13 protein-coding genes are annotated in these 24,000 nt (G+C 41.1%); 10 read left to right on the plus strand and 3 right to left on the minus strand.

The features are described 5' to 3' along the window. Position 1: 1 nt before the first annotated feature. Positions 2–1,528 carry a lipopolysaccharide biosynthesis protein gene (locus G7074_RS21065; protein ID WP_124559191.1) on the plus strand — a complete coding sequence of 509 codons (1,527 nt, stop codon included), beginning with the start codon at positions 2–4 and terminating at the stop codon, positions 1,526–1,528. Beyond that, the gene (locus G7074_RS21070; protein ID WP_166211154.1) at positions 1,525–2,259 is read left to right on the plus strand and encodes a glycosyltransferase family 32 protein; all 735 of its coding nucleotides are present in this window, start codon (positions 1,525–1,527) and stop codon (positions 2,257–2,259) included. Before G7074_RS21065 ends, G7074_RS21070 begins: the two co-directional genes overlap by 4 nt. Before the next feature lie 51 nt (positions 2,260–2,310). Here the strand turns inward: G7074_RS21070 and G7074_RS21075 are convergent, their stop codons facing one another. After that, entirely contained in the window at positions 2,311–4,575 is a 2,265-nt protein-coding gene (locus tag G7074_RS21075) for an ATP-binding protein (RefSeq protein ID WP_166211159.1), read from the minus strand. Between the two features lie 446 nt (positions 4,576–5,021). Between G7074_RS21075 and G7074_RS21080 the strand changes: the two genes are divergently transcribed. The 8 genes from G7074_RS21080 (at position 5,022) to G7074_RS21115 (ending at position 18,852) form a co-directional block, all read left to right on the plus strand. Next, positions 5,022–5,426 (plus strand): response regulator transcription factor, encoded by a 405-nt coding sequence (locus tag G7074_RS21080; RefSeq protein ID WP_175634355.1) that lies wholly within the window; start codon positions 5,022–5,024, stop codon positions 5,424–5,426. After that, positions 5,426–6,628 carry a sugar transferase gene (locus G7074_RS21085; RefSeq protein WP_205944098.1) on the plus strand — a complete coding sequence of 401 codons (1,203 nt, stop codon included), beginning with the start codon at positions 5,426–5,428 and terminating at the stop codon, positions 6,626–6,628. Before G7074_RS21080 ends, G7074_RS21085 begins: the two co-directional genes overlap by 1 nt. Before the next feature lie 249 nt (positions 6,629–6,877). Further along, entirely contained in the window at positions 6,878–7,954 is a 1,077-nt protein-coding gene (locus tag G7074_RS21090; RefSeq protein ID WP_166211162.1) for a PAS domain S-box protein, read from the plus strand. Next, positions 7,951–11,211: a response regulator gene (locus tag G7074_RS21095; RefSeq protein WP_166211165.1), complete on the plus strand. Its 3,261-nt coding sequence runs from the start codon at positions 7,951–7,953 to the stop codon at positions 11,209–11,211. Before G7074_RS21090 ends, G7074_RS21095 begins: the two co-directional genes overlap by 4 nt. An 84-nt stretch (positions 11,212–11,295) precedes the next feature. Further along, entirely contained in the window at positions 11,296–11,613 is a 318-nt protein-coding gene (locus G7074_RS21100) for a hypothetical protein (RefSeq protein WP_166211168.1), read from the plus strand. A 38-nt stretch (positions 11,614–11,651) separates the two neighbouring features. Beyond that, a complete protein-coding gene (locus G7074_RS21105) occupies positions 11,652–13,610 on the plus strand; it encodes a hypothetical protein (protein WP_166211170.1) in 1,959 nt (652 codons plus the stop codon). A 675-nt stretch (positions 13,611–14,285) separates the two neighbouring features. After that, complete coding sequence (locus G7074_RS21110) at positions 14,286–16,490, plus strand: alpha-galactosidase (protein WP_205944099.1); 2,205 nt, start codon at positions 14,286–14,288, stop codon at positions 16,488–16,490. A 7-nt stretch (positions 16,491–16,497) separates the two neighbouring features. Beyond that, positions 16,498–18,852, plus strand: coding sequence for a family 20 glycosylhydrolase (locus G7074_RS21115; RefSeq protein ID WP_166211173.1), 2,355 nt, complete (start codon positions 16,498–16,500; stop codon positions 18,850–18,852). 93 nt (positions 18,853–18,945) lie between these two features. On the opposite strand, the gene G7074_RS21120 is transcribed toward G7074_RS21115, so the two are convergent. Further along, the gene (locus tag G7074_RS21120; protein WP_124559181.1) at positions 18,946–20,373 is read right to left on the minus strand and encodes a Gfo/Idh/MocA family protein; all 1,428 of its coding nucleotides are present in this window, start codon (positions 20,371–20,373) and stop codon (positions 18,946–18,948) included. 332 nt (positions 20,374–20,705) lie between these two features. Continuing rightward, the gene (locus G7074_RS21125; protein WP_124559180.1) at positions 20,706–23,771 is read right to left on the minus strand and encodes a beta-L-arabinofuranosidase domain-containing protein; all 3,066 of its coding nucleotides are present in this window, start codon (positions 23,769–23,771) and stop codon (positions 20,706–20,708) included. Positions 23,772–24,000: the final 229 nt, after the last annotated feature.

Here is a 24,000-nt window from a genome sequence, read left to right on the forward strand (position 1 = left end):
TATGGATAGAAGACGTTTTGTTGTTAACCTGGTCTCCAATTTTTTTAGTGCACTTTCGGGTGTAGGGATTTCCTTCTTTCTTACGCCTTATATCGTGGCACACCTGGGTAAAGAGGCTTATGGTTTCTTCCCGCTCTCCAATAACTTTGTGATGTACGCTGGGATTATCACCACTGCCTTAAACTCCATGTCGAGCCGGTATATCACCATCAGCCTCGAGAAAAAAGATATCAAAGAAGTGAATGTTTATTTCAATTCCATCTTGTTTGGCAACATGCTGATATCGCTCGGTTTCATTATATTGAGCGCGTTATTTTGTCTGTTTATTAACAATATACTCGATATTCCGCCTGGCCTTTTTGATGATGTGCGCTTACTGTTTGTATTTATTTTCTTCAGCCTGGTGATTAATGTCTCTTCAGCTGTTTTTTCGGTTGCGGCATTTGCCGTCAACAGATTCGATAAGCTTGCCTATATCAATATTATATCCAACGTGGTGAAACTTGGCGCAGTTGCATTCCTGTTTTATCTTTTTAAGCCTAAAATTTATTTTCTGGGACTGGTAACGGTGTTAACAGCAATTTACATGTGTTTTGCAAATTACAGGCTTACCAAAAGGCTTCTCCCTGAAGTGGTGATTGACAGATCATTTTTCTCGTGGGGTGCACTTTCGCTGATTGCAGGTTTCGGCATGTGGAATTCTATAATTGCCTTGTCGAACGTAATCAATACCCAATTAGATTTATTAATTGCAAACCACTTTTTTGGTGCTTCAGGTATGGGGTTTCTTTCGTTAACCAAGTTTATACCCAATGCAATTTATATCCTGCTGGGAATTGTTGTGCCCATATTTCTACCCGAAATGCTAAAAGCCTATGCTCAGGAAGATATGGGGAAACTAAAAAGTACACTTAACTTGTCGTTTAAGGCTATTTTTATAGTTGTACTATTGCCCCTGGCTGTGTTTTTTGTTTATGGCGGCGACTTTTTTAGGCTATGGCTGCCTACCCAGGATTCCAGTGCACTTCACCTGCTTTCAGTGATAACTTTGTTACCCTTCATTGTTCATGGCACGGTAGAAACGGTGCATCATGTTTTTATCATCACCAATAAACTGAGGATTGCATCCATCTGGGGCATTTTTATTGCCGTGCTGAATTTTGTACTGGTAATATTACTTTGTCTGTACAGCAACCTTGGTATATATGCCATTCCGGTTGCGGCAGCAATAAGCGGAGTGTTTAGTCACCTTACTTTCACGCCCATTTATGCCGCACATTGCCTGAAAGAGAAAAGGAGTTACTTTTTTTTTAAGATTGTGAGGGGATTAGCGGGCTTTACATTGCTGATTGCAATAACTTATGGTTGGAGAAGTATGGGTTTGATTACGGTTACATCGTGGCTTACCTTTATCCTGAATTGCCTGCTAATCGGGCTCATTTTGCTTGTAATTACCTTGTTTATGCAGTTTGATCGGGCTACACTAGCAGAAGGTTATAAGAAGATCCTAAATAAAGTGAAGTTATGATACCTAAAATAATCCACTACTGCTGGTTTGGTAAAGGAGAGAAGCCCGAGCTTGTGTCCAATTGTTTGGCATCGTGGAAAAAATACCTTCCCGATTATCGCATTGTAGAGTGGAATGAGGAGAATTTTGATGTAAATAGTTACCAGTATAGTGCAGAGGCTTACCGCGAGCGTAAATTTGCTTTTGTTTCAGATATTTGTCGCTTATATGCCCTGAAAAATATGGGGGGCATTTACTTCGATACAGATGTTGAGTTTTTAAAGCCGTTGGATGATAGTATGCTTGGCAATACAGCCTTTACAGGGTTTGAAGATAACCTTTTGCTTTCATCAGCAATTATGGGAAGCACGAAGGATAGCAGCTGGGTAAATGATTTATTGGCTTATTATGACAACAGGAGTTTTTATCTGCCAAATGGAAAGCCAGATACCATGCCGAATACCGAAAGCATAACAGCGTTTATGAAAGCAGAAAAGGGATTGCAGTTAAATAACACTTTTCAGCAGCTTGATGGTTATTGTACTATTTATCCCAGTGAGTTTTTTAGTCCCAAAAGCTGGAAAACCCTGAAGCTAAAAATTACAGCAAATACCTATTGTATTCATCATTTTGCAGCCTCGTGGATTTCCGGTTCGGATTATAGCCTAATCGGTAAACTATCCAACCGTCTGTTTGGGAAAAGGGTATCTGATTCGCTGTCCAAAATATATAGAAAGCTCCGGGGGCGCTGAAATCCCCAAAGGCTTGTTTTATTTCCTCAATCTATCCTTGCCAAAGCTGGTTTATTGGCTGTTTCTGATGGCAATTTCTTCACTGAGTTCTGTCATCACCTGGTTAAGCACATCGTTTACCTCAGCAATCATTTCGGCTAATTTAGGAGCAGAGGTATTACCCTCGTTCACTGCTTCAATTTCCCTTATAGTACGCTGAAGTGGTGAAATGGCCAGATGATCGATGGTAGACTTGAGTTTGTGGGCCAGTTTAGATAACTGTTCATGGTCACCATCGGCGCTGGCCTGATTGAGTTGCTTTAAAGTATCGGGTATCTGCCCGCAAAACATTTCGATCATTTTGGTCACAAAATCCTCGCGTCCCTTACTAATTACACGTAGCCCGTCTAAGCTGTACAATGGTAAGTCAATATCAGGAGCAACAACAGGGTTTGCAGTTTTTTGAATCCAGTTATCGATCACGCCAATCAGCAGCTCTTCATTTATAGGTTTGGTAATGTAGTCGTCCATTCCGGCGGCCAAACATTTCTCCCTTTCACCTTCAATGGCCGAGGCGGTCAGTGCAATGATTATTCCGGTATAGCCACGCGCCCTTAGGGCTTTGGTTGTATCATAGCCATTAAGTACAGGCATCTGTATATCCATTAAAATGATATCATAGGGCTCTTCGTTCAGCATGTCAAGGGCTATTTCGCCATTTTCGGCAATCATTACCTGTGGACCATAGCCCAGTAAAACGGTGCTAGCCACCAGCCTGTTCATTTCGTTGTCATCTACAATCAGGATTTTACGTCCTGCAAATAAATCTTCATTGTGCGTTACCTTTGTTTCTGTAGGTACATCGGTGGTTTTACCCTTTTCGAGTTTGATAACAAAGGAAATTTCTGAGCCCTGACCTTTCTGGCTTTTTACATTGAAATAACCGCCCATTTGTGCAACCAGCTTTTGCGAAATGCTCATGCCCAAACCTGTGCCGCCGTATTTGCGTGTTACAGATTCATATTCCTGACTAAAGTTATCGAACAATCGACTTAAAAATTCAGGATCCATTCCAATCCCGGTATCTTTCACCAAAACTTCAATTTCCTGGTAAGTGTCGCTATCTTCTCTTACAATCGCAGTTAACAGCACTGAACCTTTTTCGGTAAATTTAATGGCATTGGTCATTAAGTTCAATACCACCTGAGTTATCCGGTAAGGGTCGCCAATTAGTACCGACGATATTTCGATATCTATTGGCGCAAGGTAATTGATTTCCAGTCCGCGTTTTATAGCCTTGTGGGTAACCACCTGCATTACCTCACTAAATACCATTGGTAAGCTAAAACCAATGTGCTCCAGGTTGAGTTTTCCTGCATCAATTTTAGAGAGGTCTAAAATATCATCAATAATGACTAAAAGGCTTTTTGAAGCCATTTGTACAGTTTGGATATAGTAATCCTGTTCTTCAGTTAGCGTGGTTTTAGAAAGCAGGTTGGCCATGCTGATAATGGCATTCATCGGGGTTCTGATTTCGTGGCTCATATTGGCCAGAAACATGGCCTTAATAGCGGCTGTGCGTTCTGCATCTTTTTTCGCCGTAATCAGTTCCTGCTCAAAACTTTTGTGCTCACTTACATCAAAACAGATGCTTGCCCAGCCAATATTTTCGTCCCTTTCGTTGTAATTTATAGCACGGCCAGCCAACCATAACTTTTTATTGCCCTCTGCATCAATAAATACAATCTCATGTAATTCAGCATCTGTTTCTTCCAATTCCTCACCGGTATAATCCTTAGAGAAAAAATCGTTGCTAAAAAATACATCAGGCATTTGGTGGTGCATTCCGGCCAGATCATAGCCAGACATGGTACAGAACCGCTTATTGGCATACCTTATCCTGCCTTCAGAGTCCATCTCTATAAAACCAAAACCCATATTTCCGAGAATCCTGTCGAAATGGTGGATATTTGGCAATGATAGCGTATTTGCCGTGGTATTGTTTTTCCCATTTATCTCGCCAGCATCATTTTGGTTATAGCTTTCGCCAGCAAAAAATAACAGTTGCTGGCCTGCAGACTTTTCCCAGCTGCCTTTTATTTTACCTCCTGTGTGTCTGAGGCTGGTGAAGAGGGATTCGCCGATACGAGGTAGCCCCATGTCATTCGATCCCGGAAATTCAAAATAATCAAACAGGTTTCCATTCTGGCAATCTGCGCAAATATCTTTCAGTTTGTCGCCAATATGTAGTATCTTCATATCGCTATCCACCAGGATAAAATAAGGGAAAAGCCTGCTCAATTGAGCGGGATCAAGGGATAAGGAAAAGCTGTTCATCAAGATAGATTTTATAACTGGCTAAATTTATAAAAAAATAATCCGCTAATACAGAACCCGAACGAATTTCGTATCCAAAAGCCCGATTCTTGTGGTTAATAACCCGGCTACGCCATGGTAAGGCTATCCGTACAGGAGTTAACTGCTTTCTGATACAGGAATTTTATTCGCTTTTATAAAATATATTGCTCGTTCACAGCGTGTTATTTATTCTTTCAACGTTAGGGAAAATAATAGGGATTAATGTGATTTTTTTTTATAATTGTACAACGACATTGATATCATCAAATACAGACTACTGTTATTTAAATTTCAGTTTTTAGTTTTGAATGTAAAACTGGCAATAGTGATAGTAGAGAAAACCGTTTTCGTCTAGAATTGTTTAACTACTTGTCTTTTCTAAACCGGTTTTATTGAAAATCAATCCGTTGCAATAAGTCCCTATCATGACCCAAACCAACAACCCCAAAACTCGTTTACTCCTTGTTGAGGATGACGAGTTTATGCAAGCAATACTTGAGGAGATCCTCACAGCCAACTACCAGATAGATATAAGACCCGACGGATTGAGTGCATTAACTTTTTTGCAAAGTGGAAATATTCCCGACCTGATTATATCCGACCTGAATACGCCGAATATGAATGGGCTGGAATTAATTGAACAGCTAAAAGTGAGTGATTTTTTTCATTCGCTACCGATTATGATCCTATCGGGTGAGGAAAGTTCCGATAAACGGATTAAGTGTCTTGATGCAGGGGCAGATGACTTTGTAATTAAGCCTTTTAATCCGGCTGAGCTTGAAGCGAGGATAAAAATGGTATTAAGACGCGCAGGTAAAAATCTTTCGTAATGGAGAATGTTGGAAGGCCCGATCTGACAAATAAACCAATCATTGCCCTGGTGGGGGTTGAAACTGATTTTTCGCACGTTGATTTCGATGCCTGTAATTTTGGCGACATGCAAATCGCCCGTTTTGAAAATGGATTAAGGCTTGTACACGAATGGACAGAAAAGCAGCTCAATATTGCAGCTGTTATTTCCAATAGCGAAATTCTGTCGAACGGGGGGCTTTCTTTGCTCGAAACGCTAAAAAAAAGGCAGATGCCTGCAATCCCTTTTTTTCTAGTTGTAAGGTACTTTAATCCTAATTTGAGGATATTGGCCTTAACGGCTGGCGTTTCTGATGTTTTCAGATTGCCCATTGAAAAAGAACGCCTTGAAAAACGACTTGTATTCCTGGTCAATAACTGGGCTTCACTTAACCGTGAAGTAAAAATAGCCAGCAGGCCGGTTTATCATATTGGATTTGCCAAGCGACTGTTTGATGTGTTTTTTGCCGGATTAGCCCTGGTTTTACTGTTCCCTTTATTGTTACTGGTAGCCATTTCAATATGGATAGAATCTAAAGGACCTGTATTCTATTATTCATTAAGGAGTGGAACAGGGTTTAAAGTATTTCGTTTTTATAAATTCAGGTCAATGTATGTTAATGCTGACCAAAAAGTTAAAGACCTGAAACATTTGAATCAGTACGATGTTGATCAGGAAAAAAAAGAAGTACGCAAAGCAGATGTTGCACTCTGCAGCTCCTGTACAGCATTAGGGAAATGCCAATATCCGGTTTATGGAGATGGAGCCCAGTGGTGTGAGAAAGATGATGTGTATTTGAGCGCTCAAAAAAGCGGATCAGCGTTTTTTAAAATCGCTAACGATCCGAGGGTAACCCGGGTTGGTAATTTTATCCGCAATACGAGTATAGATGAGTTGCCACAACTTTGGAACGTAATAAAGGGCGACATGAGTATAGTGGGCAACAGACCATTGCCTATTTATGAAGCCGAGAAACTAACTACAGACAAGTATGTGCTGAGGTTTGCTGCCCCGGCCGGAATAACGGGCTTATGGCAGGTCGAAAAACGCGGCAGGGGAGAAATGAGCGAGGAAGAAAGGCTAATACTCGATAATACCTATGCATTAAAACAAAGTTTCTGGAACGATATCAGGCTTATTTTAAAAACCATACCGGCACTATTTCAGAAGGAAAATGTATAACCGAAAAGCATTGCATGATGTGAACAGAAATGACGATCAACTATCCGATAGCAAAAAAGTTAAAATTGGCCTGTAAAAAGGAAATCGAATATGGTATACCTGCTATTTTTTTCTCATCTTTAAGCAGTAACCACCATTTATAAACCCTGGGGGCACTAGCACCCGCAAATGCGTTGGTACAGTTTGCCTCTGACTGGAAAAGTAGATTAGCTCAGCTGATTTACAGCCATTGAACAAAACATTATTGGAATGCAAGAAGATCTAACCGCACGTTTAAGGAAATCCTACAGTTATGAAATAATAGGGAAGGACAGGGAAAATGATTTTGATAGGATTACCGAGATGGCTGCTTTGATCTGTAATAGCAAAATTTCGCTGATTTCCTTTTCGGATGGCACTAAGCTATGGTGTAAAGCAGTTAAGGGCCTTAGTGTTAAAGAGCTGTCTGCTGTTTTGCCATTGAGCACCTATTCTTTGGCTTCGGCCGAGATTTTTATCACCGCAGATATGTTCAATGATGAACGTTTTAAGGAGCACCCAGAGATAGGTAGTGGAGAAAAAATAAGGTTTTACGCAGCTTACCCGCTAACAGATAATAATGGTGTCGTTCTGGGATCATTATCTGTGATGGATACGGTGCCCCAAAAAATCACAACAACCCAGCAAAAACTACTTTCGCTACTGGTCGAAGAAATCAGTTCCCTCATTCAGGAAAGGGTAAAAAAGGCTGAAGATAAAAACATAGGCCTACTCTTCGAACATTCCGACGATCTTATCTGTATCCTGGATAAAGATTTAAGATTTAAGCGGATGAACAGCAGCTTCAACACTAAACTGGGCTGGACAGAGCAGGAGTTAAAACAGAAAACCTTGCTTGATATTGTTCCGGCAGATGGAATTGAGCAAGCCGACAGAATCTGGGAAAATTTTAAAAACCATGCTCAGCAGGAAGACCCTACTCATCAGATAGCCATAAAGGATGGAGGATTTAGGATGATTGAGTGGACGGCCACAGCTGAAGAAAGGGATGGAGTTATATTCGCAATTGGTAGGGATGTAACTGCTGAGATGGAAAAGAACCATGCCTTAAGAGTAAGCGAACAGAAATTAAAGGCATTTTTTGAAAGTTCTCAGGGACTAATGTGTACACATGATATAGAAGGAAACCTGATCTCGCTAAATCCTGCCGGAGCCAGGTCGCTAGGCTACCGGAGGTCAGAATTAATTAAAAAAAGTCTTTTCGATATCATTCCAGCCGAAAGGCACCCAAATTTACGCCAGTACCTGCAAGATATAATTGAGCGGGCCATTCAACGGGGTATATGATCATTAAGCGTAAATCGGGTGAGGAGCGCTTATGGCTTTATTCGAATATACTGCAAAAAGACCTTCAGGGCGAACCTTATATTGTTGGGAATGCGGTAGATATTACTGACCAGAAAAAACTGGAAGCCGATCTGATTCATATCAGAGATTTGCTCGAAGAAACCAGCGGTTTGGCAAGAATTGGCGGTTGGGAGCTGAACGTTAAGGATCAACAGCTCCATTGGTCAAAAATAACCCGCGAAATTCATGGCGTACCTGAGGACTTTATCCCCACAGTAGACAATGCTATTGCTTTTTATCAGCCTGGTCCAAACAGAGACAGGATATTGCACGCTATTGATGAATGCCTGCACGGCGGAAAGGAATACGATCAGGAACTTCAGATCACCGATTTTAATGGCTGTGATATCTGGGTAAGGGCTATTGGCAAAGCTGAAATGGTAAACGGTGTTCCCGTAAGGATATATGGTACCATGCAGGATATTGATGAACAGAAACGTGCACAACTTGCCGTTATAGAATCTAAAAAGCTGTTGGATGAAGTACTCTCAGCGGCTACCGGTGTGAGTATTATTGCAACCGATCTGGAGGGGATAATTACCGTATTTAATGAAGGCTCTGAACGGATGCTGGGATATACAGCCGAAGAAATGGTGGGAAAACAAACGCCCGTCATGTTCCACGATGAGCAGGAGGTTTCGGAGATTTGTGCCGATTTTAGCTCCGCTACTAACAATGAAGTAACCGGATTCGGTTTTTACGCACAGTGTGCAGATAGTCCTGAAAGGGAAAGGATTTTTACTTTTATTACAAAAGATGCTAAAAGGGTAAGGGTATCATTATCCATTACTTCTATAAAAGGCAATAACGGCAATACGATAGGGTATTTGGGAATATCTGTCGATATTACGCATAAAGAAGCAATCCAACAGGAGTTAGCACTGGAAAAAGCATTATTACTTGCCTTTATTGAGAATGCGCCAGCATCAGTAGCCATGGTTGATAATAATATGCAGTTTTTGATTGCGAGCCGGACATGGATAAAAGCTTACACCAGCATTGAAGGCAATATTAAAGGCTACTCTTATTACGAGGTATTTCCAGAATTGTCTCAGGAGCGAAAAGACGTACATCAGGAGGTTTTAAAAGGGAGAACGATCAAAAAAGATGAAGACATTTACATTGATCCGGTAAGTAACGACTCACAGCACATTGCCTGGGAGATGACCCCCTGGTACAAAGCCGATAAATCTATTGGCGGAATGATGATTTTTACGCACGATATCTCTGCAGCTGTGCAGCACCGCCAGGAACTGACCGCGGCGCGGTTGCGTGCTGATATTGCCAATTTTGCAAAATCCGAATTCCTGGCGAATATGAGCCATGAGATCCGAACGCCTCTTAATGGTGTAATCGGCTTTACCGATCTGGTATTGAAAACACAGCTAAATGGTACCCAGCAGCAGTACCTTAAAATTGTACATCAGTCGGCCAATGCCTTATTGGGAATTATTAACGACATACTTGATTTTTCAAAAATTGAGGCTGGCAAGTTTGAACTCGATGTAGACAGGTGCGATCTTTATGAACTGGCCTGGCAGGCAAGTGATATCACCAATTATCAGATTCACACTAAAAACCTGGAGATGCTGTTGAATCTTCACCCGGATTTGCCAAGGTTCATTTGGGCAGATGCCATACGCTTGAAACAGGTATTGATCAATTTGCTGGGAAACGCCGCAAAATTTACAAAAGAAGGTGAAATTGAGCTTAAAATAGAATCGCTGAAAAGCGAAGATAATAACCATTGGTTCAGGTTCTCCGTGCGCGATACCGGTATTGGAATTGCAAAGACCAAACAGGCGAAAATCTTCGAGGCTTTTTCACAGGAAGATTCATCAACTACAAAGAAATACGGGGGCACAGGTCTGGGCTTAACCATCTCTAATAAGCTATTAAATATGATGGATAGCCGACTTAATCTGGAGAGCGAGCCGGGTGTGGGAAGTACCTTCTATTTCGATGTAAACCTACGCGCAGAACAAGGTGGCCTGATTGAATGGATGGGTATGGAGAGTATCAGTAAGGTGCTGATTGTTGATGATAACGATAACAACAGGGATATATTAACAGATATGCTCGCCCTGAAAAATATCGACTCCGATCATGCTAAAAATGGTTTTGAGGCACTTCAATTGCTGGCAGCAGGCGAAACTTACGATGCTGTATTGCTCGACTACCACATGCAGTATATGGATGGACTGGAAACTGCAGCCAAAATCAGGGAAAACTTCTCTTCAGATGCTGGAGAGATTCCGCTGATCCTCTTACATAGCTCATCAGATGATGGAAAGATAATCAAGGCCTGTAATGATCTTCATATTGATAACAGGTTGCTTAAACCGATCAAAATGAACGACCTTTATCTGGCCCTGACAAGGATCAGAACAAGGGAAGTGGCTTATCAGAATCGGCAGTATGTTGCATCAACCACTCAAAGGGAAAACCTGATTTACAGATTTTTGATTGTTGAGGATAACGCCGTAAACAGGTTCCTCACACGTTCTCTGTTAGAAGAATTATGTCCAGGAAGCATGGTAATTGAAGCAGAAAACGGAGTTTTGGGTGCGGAGTTCTGTCAACATCAAACATTTGATCTGATTTTTATGGATATTCAAATGCCAGAAATGAATGGATATGAATGTGCACGTAAAATAAGGTCGCAAGAGGTTGATACAAGAGTACCAATTATTGCCTTAACTGCCGCAAATGTGATGGGCGAAAGAGAGAAAAGTATCGCAGCAGGCATGGACGATTTTATAACCAAACCTGTTTTAGAAGAACATATAGCCACTATACTCGATAAATGGCTGGTACGGCCGGCCGATCCCGTTTCCGATGAAGCTGATGAAGAGAACATAAACAGGCCTCATTTTAATATCAGTAAACTTGATTTATATTTTAAGGGCGATAGTGTAAAGCTGCGTAAGATTATTGGGATAACCATTGATCAGCTGCATACGGCCCTCAAAGAGTTAGACCGTGAAATTGGACCCGAAGATTGTGAGATAGTGATTTCTCTGGCACACAGACTTTACGGCATGTCGAGCTCTGCTGGCCTTGAAAACCTGGCCTGGATGAGTGGGAAACTCCAAAATATCCCTTGTTCCGATGTTGCCGCTTTCTCGAAGGTGGTTGGAGAATTAAGATTAGGCATTAAGTCTGTGCTTCCGATTTTAGAGGTCTATGTTCAGTAATTGTAGTTAAATGATGAAAAATTAATTGCTGCTTAACCAAATCCATCTATTTTCAATATGAGAATAATGTGCTAAATTGAGACCATGAAATTAACGCTTTCAACGCTTATATCCTATGATTGGGAGGTTGAGCGCTATGCCAATTTGAATCAGATGTTAGCAAACCGCAAAACGGAAAGTGCGAAACTTGAAAACTACAGCAAAGAGTATCTTAGAATTAGAAAACAACTTATTAAGCAATTTGGTAAGGCTGATGAGCAGCCTAAATTCCTTAATGATGAAGGAACTAAATACCTTAACCAGGATACGCTTTGGGAGAGTGAAGAGGTTCATGCCAACCTGAATATGATCTTTTGCGCATCAACCCAACGCATCAGGCTTACCTTGTACTGGAAAAAATAATACCGGTAATTTTATACTCAATTGTAAAACAACCTGCCATGAATACTTATAGTGATAATTTACATGCCACAGTCCTGGCCACACTGCAAAACCTGAATGCTAAAGAAAAAGAACTTAGCTTGGAGGAAAGCACTGTGCAATTTACTTTTCAGGAAGCTAAATTTGCTGCTATTGCGGCAGAAGAAAGACTCGAAGCAGCAAATAAGTATTTAGCGGCAAAAACTTCTATGCACTTTCAGGTATTGAAAGTGATGGAAATCTGCAATACTCTGGTAAATGTTGTAGGCCAGGCTAACCAATATGTAATACAATCTGTATTCGGTACAGCACAAGCTGCAGCTAATATTCAGGTTTCTACCAATGCTATTGTACGTTTGGCAAGCGATATGGGAAGTGTTTTTAGCCTAGTAAATGCTGCCGACTATGGCACTGATATCTTTTTAGTAGTAAAAGAAGTTTACACATTAATGAACGAGGTAGCGGCTGATGCTGAACATGCTTCGCAAACTGCAATGGAAGCGGCTATGTTAATAGCGGAGGTTTCTTCATCTTCAGTATTAGAAAAGGCAGCTACAGTTAAGCGACTGATAGAGGGTGTTTTAAATAATTCAAATGCGAATTTAGATAGTTCATTTGCCGATATCCTTAAAACAAGCAATTCGCTTACCGATGCAATAGCTGTTGAAAAAGAAAATGAGGGAAGGCTGGAAATTGCAACTACAGCGCATGCTGCTGCCAGGTCTGTCTATAAACTCATCAATAGTAAACTCAATCTTGATCTTAAGGTAAGCAACGGAGAGCACGCACTTAGCTTTAAAGTTAAGTTTAATCCGATTACAAGTCCTTTCGATATTGAAAAGCCCATTGGGATGCCATACTATCCCGTAGAGCGTTACTATGTTATTGTAGTTAAAGACAGTAACAAACAAAATTTTTCTGAATTAAATGCCCAAATGCTTTTAGCAGAGAATGAGCCTTTAATTGAGGTGCCAGCCCTAAAAAAAGAACAATTAACTAAACTGGTTGAAGTTTTGGTTAACGATATCAAAGGTTTAAAAGATGCTGATAACGATCTGATTATTGCGGGAGTAGCCTACGTGGTTTTTGTGATGGCGATTTTTGACTCCGCTTATAAGAAAAAAATCATTTCTTTTAGTGATTATCTGTCGGCACCATCTCAGGCATTTACTTTGAGCAATAAATCGGATGCTTACGCAATTCCTAAAAATGAAAAAGTAGCTAAAAATAGCAATTTTAACATCGACAGGTTCAAGTTTCAGATAGCGCAGACTCAGCAATTAGTAAATATAAGTGAGCACACGGTTAATTCATTGACAAGTAAAAACAATGATTTGCAGCTATCGCTTGATAGCTGGACAAATAAGAATGCCCTTGCTAAAGATGATAATATTGTGCTCGGGCAATTGGAGCAGGTTGTTGCTGAACTAAAAAATAATGCTGAGGTCGCGTTTGATGAAATATCACAGGCCAATACGCAGTTCAATGCTTTATTTCGCAGCATATGTACCGTACAGGATAAACTTATTTTTACTTCTAGTCTGCTTGAAAAACTCATTAATCTGATAGCGCGTAAAAAAGCTGTCAATCCGTTAATATCCGATGATTTGGTAAGCCTGACTGGTACGGCCGGTAAAGATGCAAATAGTGCGGTAGCCTTGGTTTTGATCGCCATTCAGAGCACTATTGCGGCACAAAAAACAGAAATGGAGGCCGAATCCATACTAAAGTTAGTGACGCACCAGGTATCTGTACTAAAAAAATTAATCAACCATGTAGGCGAAAACAATGAGCAAGCTTCACTAAGCGAGCTTTTGCGCCTGGAGTATGACAATACGAATAAGAAAGTTAAGCATTTTTATAAATCAAAAACGGCTGCTGCACTGCAGTTAAGCGAGGCTACAAGAATATTGAATGAAGCGCAAACCAAACTCAGCTCGTTACAGTCAGGTATGCAGGCACTAGCTACTCTGATGTAATAAAAACTGCGAAAGTACGAACAGGTATTTTCTTAAAAAATCAATTTTATCAAATTCGTCCCAGGTTCAAAGTAACTTCATTTTTGAGCAAGGCAACGTTTGTCCAAAAAATGGCTTAGCGGCTATTAAAATCACCTTCTGTGGCAAAAAAAGCATCGGTATTGAGCAATTTATACCAACTTTTATCGCGACGAAAATATTTAATTTGACCTTTTAATAAGCAGGCAATTACATCTCATTTAAATGCTTTTAGCTTAATGCACCATTTGCTGGTAAACGCTGTGTTTTAAAAGAAACTAAAATTCTAGCCATCTATGCTAATATCGCTCAATGATTTGATGAAATAATTAAACATTCAAACAAATAAAAAAACGCTATTTGACCAACCAAATATTTTACAATGATTACGAGCCAAAATGAAATACATGTTGCTGTTTTCTATGAGGTGCTTTTTAAAAATTATGACCGCGCACCGTACAATTTGGCTTACTATGTCTCGGAGAATCAGGATGCTATCAAGTTCTCCCGTCCTGATATATTTGGAATAAACCTTTTATCGAAAATAATAATAAACATTCATCATCTTATTTTAAGCTGTTAAAAACAAGCTTACTAAATAGTTATTTATCTTTTATATTTTAGACATACTAAACAAATAGTAAACAACCAAACACAATGAAACTTAGAAAATTACAGGTTCTATTACTTACGCCCCTGATTTTTTGCGTTACGCCCAGGGCATTTACGCAAACTATCCCCGTTCAGGATTGGCTAATTAAGCCAGTTATGGCAAAAGCCCAGGTTACCAAAAGTGCCGATGGGAAAGATATTGTTTTACAAAACGGACTTTTAAAACGCGTATTCAGGCTTTCGCCCAATCTGGCATGTATTGATTATACCAATTTAAGCACCGGGCAGCAATTGTTGCGATCGGTAAGAGAAGAAGCCCGCTTAACCATTAACGGTAAAACCTATAACATAGGCGGACTTACCGGCCAAACAGAAAAAGCCTATTTACTACCTGAGTGGGTTGATGGATTTAAAGCCGGTACAACCGATTTTAAATACGTAGCTTACGATGTTAAGCCCATTACACCCCACATAAAATGGAGCAGTAACCGCTTTTGGGCGCTGGCTGGTAAACCGGCAACAGGCAAAACCGTTTCGTTTTTATACAGGCCACAGGCTGAAGAGCTTAACGGCTTGGAAGTGAATGTGGTTTACGAAATTTACGATGGCATTCCTTTAATGGTGAAATCGTTAAAAGTAGAGAATAAAGGAAGCAAGCAGTTTAAAATCGATCAGGTGGTGAACGAGGTTTTAGGCATGGTAGAAGAAGAGAGTTCGGTAGAAGGGAGTTTCGAAATCATGAAGAAACCCAGCGGAATTTATTTTGAAACCAATTACGCATTTAATAACTCCATGAACTATGCCAACAGTGATCAAACCACGCACTGGAAACCTGATTCAACCTATACCTCTCAGGTGCATTACCGTTACCAAACCCCTGTGCTTTTAGAAATTTATCCCGAAAAAGCCAAAGGACTTGAATTAAAGGCAGGAGCAACCCTTAACTCGGTTCGCACACACGAACTGCTGATGAACAAAGACGACAGGGAAAGTCGCGGCCTGGCTGTTCGAAAAATGTACCGTACCATAGCACCATGGACCTCGGCCAATCCGATATTTATGCATTTGGTGGCCAGGAATGAAAACCAGGTGCGTACCGCCATCGATCAATGTGCAGCCACAGGTTACGAAGCGCTGATTATTAGTTTTGGCAGTAATTTAAATATGGAAGATACCTCGCAGGTAAACCTTAAAAGATGGAAAACACTTGCCGATTATGCCCATAGTAAAAATATTAAGATTGGTGGTTATTCTTTATTCAGCTCACGTAGTATTAGTCCCGATAACGATGTAGTTGACCCTAAAACAGGTAAGCCTGGTGGTGCATTTTTTGGTCATGCGCCCTGTTTTGGTAGCAAATGGGGGCTTTGGTACCGCGATAACATCAAGAATTTCTATACCCAAACCGGTTTCGATATCTGGGAAAATGACGGGCCTTATCCAGGCGATGTTTGTGCCTCAACCACTCACCCGGGGCATACTGGTTTAGATGATTCGCAATGGAAACAAATGGAAATTCAGAAAGAATTATATACCTGGCTTAACGAAAAGGGTGTTTACATTAATGCACCCGACTGGTACTTTTTAGATGGTACCCATAAAATTGCCCTGGGCTACAGAGAGGTGAATTTTTCGTTGCCAAGAGACCATCAGAAAGTGCTTAACCGCCAGAATATTTACGATGCAACCTGGATAAAAACGCCTTCAATGGGTTGGGGCTTTGTACCGCTAACCCAATACCAAGGTGGTGGTAGTGCTGCAACATTAGAACCATTGGCCGATCATTTAAAAGATTACGAGCAATTAATGATGCAATATTATGGCGCCGGCGTGCAGGCTTGTTACCGTGGTCCACGTTTGTACGATACAGAAGAAACCAAACAAACGGTTGTAAACGTAATTAACTGGTACAAAAAATACCGGAATGTCCTCAATTCGGATGTGATCCATTTACGCCGCGCAGATGGCCGAGATTGGGATGGCATTTTACATGTTAACCCCGATCAGAAAGAAAAAGGTTTGATGATGCTGTACAATCCAACAAAAGAAAAAATAGTTAGAACCATTAAGGTGCCCCTGTATTATACGGGCTTAACCGATATTGCCAGGGTTAAAGAAAAAGAAGGTAGCTTTAAAAACTATAAATTAAACAGAGATTATACCGTCGACCTCACATTCACCATCGCACCCGAAAGCTATACCTGGTTTGTAATTGAAGGGGTAACCAATAGCAAACTTTCTGCCTTATAACATATTTATGGAATTAAAAACAAATCAAAACAAGTACAGCGTAGTAAAAATAACGGGAGCGCTGCTTTGCGCACTATTTATTGGTACAGGGGTACATGCACAGGAAGAAGCAAAACTAACCGCTGCCGATACTACAGCATTTAAAGCTGTAATTTCAGGTTTATCGGTTACCGATGAAGTGGCACCGGGTACCCGCCAGTTGGTGCTGCCGAAACCGGCTTCAGGCTATGCACTTTCGCTCTATGGTTCGAGCAGAAAACCTGTAATAGATTTAAAAGGAAAAATTTATCAGCCCTTAACTGATTGCGAAGTTCAGTTGGTATTGAGATTAAGGAATACCCAAAATAACCGTGCTTACGAATTTCCCCAAACTGTTAAAGTAACCGGGAAATACCGCCCACAAACCGGTGTAAATCCACAACCTTTCGTTATTCCTACATTACAGGAGTGGAAAGGTGGTAGCGGACATTTTAAATTACAGGCAAACAGCAGGATAATCATTAGTTCAAAGGCTAAAAAGCTGTTAACACCAGCTGCAGAAATTTTGCTGAAAGATCTGAAGCAATTAACAGGCTTTAGCGCCTTAAGTATTGCCAGTGGTAAGGCAAAAACTGGAGATATTGTCCTCAATATCAATTCAACACAGCAAAATTTAGGAGAAGAGGGTTATGCGCTTAATATCGATCAAACCCTTCAAATTAATGCCCCATACTATAAAGGCGCATTTTGGGCTACCCGAACCATTTTACAATTGTTGGAACAAGATCCTGCGCATAGCCAGATTGTTAAAGGAGTAACGCACGACTACCCTAAATACGAAGTAAGGGGTTTTGTACTCGATGTAGGACGTAAATTTTTTACGCTCGATTTCCTGAAACATTACGTGAAAATGATGGCCTATTATAAAATGGGCGATTTTCATATTCATTTGAATGACAATGGCTTTAAGCAGTTTTTTGGAGGCGATTGGAGTAAAACCTATTCGGCATTTCGATTGGAAAGCAGCACTTATCCTGCATTAACGGCTAAGGATGGCTATTATACCAAAGCCGATTTCAGGGAGTTGCAGAAAACGGCACAATTGTACGGGATCCGCATTATACCCGAAATTGATGTGCCTGCCCACTCGCTGGCTTTTACCAAAGTATTTCCTGAAATAGGCAGTAAAGCCTACGGTATGGACCATTTGGATATCAATAACCCTAAAACTTACGAAGTTATCGACAATGTCTTTAAAGAATACATCAGCGGAAAAGAGCCTGTTTTTGTAGGTGCTGAAGTGCATATTGGTACCGATGAATATGCTAAAAAGGAATCTGAGCGCTTCAGGGAGTTTACAGATCATTACATCCGCTATGTAAAAGGTTTTGGCAAGAGAGTACGGTTATGGGGCGCTTTAACCCATGCCCAGGGTACAACACCTGTAACTGCCGATGATGTTACTATGAATGCCTGGTACAATGGTTATGCAGAACCTAAAGAAATGGTTCGCCTGGGTTACGATCAGATCAGTACACCAGATGGATGGCTTTATATTGTACCGGCTGCTGGGTATTATTACGATTTTTTGAATGTTAAACGGCTTTATGATAGCTGGGAGCCTAATCAGATTGGAAATGTAGTCTTTCCAATGGGGCATCCGAAAATCAGAGGTGGTATGTTTGCCGTATGGAACGACCATGTAGGAAACGGAATTACCATGAAAGATGTACACCAAAGGGTTTTTCCTGCCATGCAGGTCCTGGCAGAGAAAATGTGGACGGGTAAAACCGATCAATCCAACTGGGCTAACTTTACTAAAAATGCAACAAGTATAAGCGAAGGGCCAGGCCTAAATATGCGTGGTATTGTTCGTGCTAATGGGGCAGATTCACTGGTTTATCAGAATTCATTGGCCACAAAACAGGCTAAACCCTTTCAGTTGCCTTTACAAGAAATTGGCTACCCCTATAGTGTTGCCTTCACTTTGCACACGCCAGCGGCAAGTCCGGATAGTGTTTCCTTGTTTAAATCTGAAAATGCAAATGTTTACCTACTTAATCAGGATGGTTTAAAATTGGGTTTTAGCCGCGAGAATTATACCGATGTTTTCGATTTCACTTTTGCTGCTGATAAAACTTATAAGCTTGTCATTACAGGAAATGAAAAAGGTACATGGATTTATGTAGACGGAAAGCTGATTCAAAAAATGGAAGGTAAAAAAATCAGCTTTACCAATACCGAAGGTAAAATAAGCCGCATGCAAACCCTGGTATTTCCTTTAAATTATATTGGCGATGCAAATAAAGGCAGCTATGGTCTGGTTTCAGGGCTCAAAGTTTACAATAAGCGATTGAATGAAATGACCATTGCAGGTTTATAACAGTGAAGTACATGGTTTCTGATTAGATAAACCAAATAGAAAAGCCTTTAAATCGCAAGATTTAAAGGCTTTTCTATTTTTAATGCATAGCAATTATACTTTGTAATACTGTTCCCATCCCTGGCGTGGCGGTGGGCCAATTAGCAATTCGTTTGCATTTTTACTACTGGTAATTATTTTCTTTTTTCTATCGAACACAATTTTCTCACCTGTCCATTGGGCAAGTACGCCCAGGCAAAATACCTGACTTAACGGACCAGCAATATCAAAAGACGAGCGTGTTTTCTCTTCACCTTTGCAGGCCTTTAGGAAATTGGCAAAGTGGTTTGACGGACTTGGTGGTACAACCGGTAAGCTGGAAGCCATTGCTTTAGCCTTTTCTTCAGGTATAATAGACAAGGTGCTACCATGCGAACCTCCTTTAAAAGTTAAATCTTTGCCATAAATAATCTTGCCTGGGTTTAGTTTAGCTGTGGTAGCTGCGCCGTTGCTCGGTGGCGGGATATTCGGGTCGAGCCCTTGTACACCGTAACCTGCTGGTATTGGCGGAAGATTATCGATACCATCATACCATTTAATTTCGACAGGTGGCATACTGCCGCGTTTAGGAAACTTGAATGATAGGGTAGAAGACATCGGGTAAAAGAAGTTATTGTGCCCTTCTAATTTAACCGGGTCTACTTCGTAAGGCAAGCCCAGATCGAGGAACTGGTGCGAAGTATCGAGGATATGTGCACCCCAATCGCCCAAAGCGCCCATACCAAAATCAAACCAGCAGCGCCATTGGCCATTTACAAAATCTTTGTTATACTCATGTCCCTGGGTTTGCATTTGCCAGATATTCCAGTCGAGTGTTGACGGTGGAGTTTCTGCCGGCGGGAATGAGGTGATTTTGGGATTCCAGCCATGCCAGCGCCGCGGAGAATTCATGTGGGCGGTAATGGCGGTAACATCTTTAATAATCCCGGCATCTACCCAGGCTTTATATTGGAAATAATTAGCTTCAGAATGCCCCTGGTTACCCATTTGAGTTACCACTTTCCGGTTTTTCTTTGCAGCCTTCATCATTAATTCAACTTCGTTGAAAGTGCGGGCCATTGGTTTTTCAACATATACGTGCTTACCCAAACCTATGGCCATCATGGTAATCGGGAAATGTGAAAAATCGGGCGTACCTATAGAAACAGCTTCAATCTGGTTGCCCATTTTATCGAACATCTGTCTGAAATCTTTAAAACGGGGCACATTTGGGAACATTTTTAAGATAGGCAGCGTGTGTGGCGCTTCCATATCTACATCGCATAAAGCAACAATATTGGCTAATCCGGTGTTGTAAAGTTCACGAATAATTTCGCCACCGCGGTTTCCAATGCCGATACAAGCCAGGTTTACTTTTTCACCTGCTGCAAAACGCGGTATAGGTTGACCCTTGGCAAATAGAAAACCTGGCGCAGCCACCGCGGCCGAAGCCAGTAAGGCTTGTGTTAAAAACTTTCTTCTGGAATAATTACTATCGCTCATATTATATGTTGGTTATGGCGTTGAATATAGTAAAAACACTACTGAAATTGATGATAGAAGACTAAACGAGTCACATTCTAATAGTTTGTAAGTAAGTTTTATTTTATTTCAATCGATGGAAATTATGTTTTTGCGCATTCCTGGTCTATGTAACAATTTTAAAGGTAATGGTAGGTGAAGTAATAACCAATAATCAATGTCCAATAATCAAACGGGATTTAAGATAAATTGAGGGAAACCAACTGGCTAATAACCAATATTCAATAACCAATTATCAAACAAGATGTATGTTAAGAGGGATTGGCACCAATGAACCAATAACCCTCCTGTTTTTACTTTAAAGTAACATCCAAATAAACCGAATGTCTGCCATAGGTATTATAAAACGGTTTAAAGTTTACTCCGTCAATGTTGAATTGCAATTGAGCAGGATCACCTTTTATTGATTTACTGATATCATTGGCATCTAGGGTTACTTTGCGCCAGTCTTTTCTTGCCTCAGGCTCCTGGGCAGCAAGCAATACCGGTCCGTAAAATAAACTGGCTATATTTTGTTGATCCATTACAGGATCAAGGTGAAAGGTAAAAGGCATTTTCAGTTCAATAATATCGCCATCCTTCCAGTTGCGGCTTAAGCTAAGGTAAGTGCCTGGTTTAGCCTCAAGTTTTTGTGCCACACCATTTATCTTCACTAAAAAACCTTTGGTAGCCCAACCCGGTACCCGTACATTCACATCAAACTTTCCATTCCCCTGAATGCTGAGACGCGTATGGTCTGCTCTCGGGAAATCGGTGGTTTGCGTTATTTTTACTTTACGTGTAGTCCAATCTAATACAGAAGGGATAAACAGGTTTACATACAGTGCTTTATCATCTTTAGCTTTAAAGTAAATCGAGTTCTGTAGCTTGGTGCTGCTTTCGAGCGCAGTACCATTGCAGCACGTAAAGCCCGTCATATCTGCGTTGCTGAATTGTTTTACCGATCCGGGTCTTAGCGGAATATGGTAAGTGTTTGCCGGACTGTTTTCGGCTACCGATGCCAGTATATCATTGTATAAGGCACGTTCGTAATAATCCATTAATTCGGCCCTCTGATCGAAAAGGAAAAGATCGCCGGTTAATTTAAGCATGTTGTAGGTGGCACAGGTTTCGTTTTGGCCACCTTCCGAGAACCCGTTTTCGTACAAAGTACCCGGTTGGGCAACAAAACATTCAGCATTTGCAGGGTTACGTGCACCCGCAACACCACCAATGCTGTACATGTAATCGCTAATCATTTTATGCCAAAAGTTATCTGCAATTTGGTAATATTCAGGATTATTAGATGCACGATACATTTCGATGCTGCCCACAATTTGGGGAATGTGCTGGTTGGCGTGCAAGCCGCGGAAAATATCAACGTTTTTGGCTAATCCATGAATGTGTGCGGTATCACCAAAAAAGACCTTAACATTATCGAACAGCTGCGCTGTTTTAAGGTATTCAGGCTTTCCGGTAATCTGGTACAAATGGGCCATCGATTCGTTCATGCCACCGTACTCGCCGGCAATGTAGGTATTCCACATTTTAATCAGCGTTTCTTGTGGCAGTTTGCTCAAACGCGCATTTACCCAATCGCCCATGTTGGTGGCAATTTCGAGTGCTTTTTTATTGCCGGTTACTTCGTACACATCTATTAAACCTGCCAGAATTTTGTGCAGGGTGTAATAGGGAGCCCAAATCTGGTTTTTCTGACCACCGTATTTTGCGCCCTGCTCCAGCATTATAAATTGATCGGGTGGGTAAGCACTGATAAATCCTTTGCCCCAGTTCCAGTAATCCGTTCTGATCCCCGCTCCACTCAGGTCAGAATCAAAGCTTGCCTTTCCGGGGCCTGCCGGTACAGCTGCCGGGTCAGCAACAAACTGGCCGCCTGTTTTTTGTGGTGCTCCCGATAGTTGCGATAAATCGTAAAGGGTATTTACCATATAATCGATTTTTTTCGCGAAGTTGTCATGAAGCGCAGCATCATATCCGGTGCCGGCGTAAGCCTGGGCAATAGCTGTAAGGTAATGCCCAGTGGCATGCCCTCTTAATTTGGTGTCTTCACTATCCCAAACGCCCAGTGGCTTTGCACGTTCGGGTTGTTTTTGCCCAAAAGCATGCCTGAACATGTACAGAAAGGAATTCGGATCAGTTTTCGCCAGTGTTTCAATAAACTTATCGCGGTTTTTGGTAAAACTTGTACCATGTCCTTCCACATCCGTTTTTAAGGTAACCTGATCTAAATGGAAAGATTCGAGCTTTAAAGCAGGCAAAACAGCTTTGCCAGCTTCCTTAACCGTAACAACTACATTTGCTTTTAAGTTTGTGCCGGGTACCTTACCAGTTAGGGCATATTGTCCGGCTTTTAAAACAGCTGTATTATCTGTAGGAGCAGGCCATATTACCCGTACTTTTGGTCCGCTTTTTCCACTGCGATAAGTTCCCTCAATGTAGACTGGCAAACGGGGTAAATTGCCAACAGTTGTAGCCACTGCCACATCCGCCACACTGGTTAAATAGGTATTGTAGAGTTGGGGTGTAGCTGGCGAAAATTTCTGGAGATTGTCTTCCTTTTTCGCTGTTGTATTTACGGTGCTTTCACTGCCACCTTTAAGGGCATTACGGTAAATGTAACCCACCTGTCTGTAACTCAGCGGCACACGGTAAATTCTGAAATCGTGTATTAAAGCATTTAAATAAGGATCAGTTGGCAAAAGCGATTTTCCGATGTAAAGCAGGTTTTTATCTTTTGATGTTTGCCCGAATACTGTGGTTAAATCGAGCGGAATATCTTTTGTTTCGTTAGCGATTTTGCCATTAATGTAAGTTGTAATCGATTTAGAAGGAATATCCACAACAATGGCCAGGTTTACCCACTGGTTAAGCGCTACAGCGGTTGGTGAGCTAGCGCCTTTAACACCCTTATTAGTGGTAATAAAGGCCTGAAAGCCATCCTTTGCGTTGGCACCTGTTGGGGCGGCAGAAAAATGTTTGGCTGCATCTTGTCCAAAATCAAAAAAACGTTGCCCATGCTGGTTAGACCGTAAATAAATCCAACCGGTGATACTAATCGATTCCATATCGGTTAATACGGCTGCCGGTAGGGTAATAAAAGTATTGGATTCGCCCGAAAGCGATAAAACCGGCCCAAACTGGTTATCATTTACAAATTTGGCTCCGTTACCAAAGAGTTTGCCATGCAGGTTATTGCGCGACCAGTCTTTAGCATCGCCGTTAAATTTGTAGCGTGCACTCATGGCTGTTTCACCAACCCCATCTAAAATCTGATCGCCATTCTGTGCCTTAACACCGGTGTTATGGGTTAAAAAGGCAATAAATAGCGCCGACTGAAGGAATAACTTGTATAATTTCATTCTAATGAGTTGAGGGATGGCAAATAAACAATCTTTTTATGAGCATTTCTGCAGCATACGATTGCTTTTAAATTTCTGCTAAAATTAAAGACAAGCCCCGTGTTTTTATACTTCTTTTTTAGCTAATGGCTACAGGATATTAACAAATGTATCAGGCTAAGGCTTTATTGTAGGTATGGGAGCCTGTATATGGTTAAGCCGGAGGTAAAAAAGGGTGAAAATACGCTCT

Origin of the sequence: Pedobacter sp. HDW13 (assembly GCF_011303555.1) — a bacterium.
Taxonomy (GTDB): Bacteria; Bacteroidota; Bacteroidia; order Sphingobacteriales; family Sphingobacteriaceae; genus Pedobacter.

Bases quoted from the DNA above. Each gene is read 5' to 3' on its own strand.
- G7074_RS21065 (WP_124559191.1), top strand. From the start codon at position 2: ATGGATAGAAGACGTTTTGTTGTTAACCTGGTCTCCAATTTTTTTAGT.
- G7074_RS21120 (WP_124559181.1), bottom strand. From the start codon at position 20,373: ATGAGCGATAGTAATTATTCCAGAAGAAAGTTTTTAACACAAGCCTTA.
- G7074_RS21085 (WP_205944098.1), top strand. From the start codon at position 5,426: ATGGAGAATGTTGGAAGGCCCGATCTGACAAATAAACCAATCATTGCC.
- G7074_RS21080 (WP_175634355.1), top strand. From the start codon at position 5,022: ATGACCCAAACCAACAACCCCAAAACTCGTTTACTCCTTGTTGAGGAT.
- G7074_RS21070 (WP_166211154.1), top strand. From the start codon at position 1,525: ATGATACCTAAAATAATCCACTACTGCTGGTTTGGTAAAGGAGAGAAG.
- G7074_RS21115 (WP_166211173.1), top strand. From the start codon at position 16,498: ATGGAATTAAAAACAAATCAAAACAAGTACAGCGTAGTAAAAATAACG.
- G7074_RS21110 (WP_205944099.1), top strand. From the start codon at position 14,286: ATGAAACTTAGAAAATTACAGGTTCTATTACTTACGCCCCTGATTTTT.
- G7074_RS21100 (WP_166211168.1), top strand. From the start codon at position 11,296: ATGAAATTAACGCTTTCAACGCTTATATCCTATGATTGGGAGGTTGAG.
- G7074_RS21095 (WP_166211165.1), top strand. From the start codon at position 7,951: ATGATCATTAAGCGTAAATCGGGTGAGGAGCGCTTATGGCTTTATTCG.
- G7074_RS21125 (WP_124559180.1), bottom strand. From the start codon at position 23,771: ATGAAATTATACAAGTTATTCCTTCAGTCGGCGCTATTTATTGCCTTT.
- G7074_RS21090 (WP_166211162.1), top strand. From the start codon at position 6,878: ATGCAAGAAGATCTAACCGCACGTTTAAGGAAATCCTACAGTTATGAA.
- G7074_RS21075 (WP_166211159.1), bottom strand. From the start codon at position 4,575: ATGAACAGCTTTTCCTTATCCCTTGATCCCGCTCAATTGAGCAGGCTT.
- G7074_RS21105 (WP_166211170.1), top strand. From the start codon at position 11,652: ATGAATACTTATAGTGATAATTTACATGCCACAGTCCTGGCCACACTG.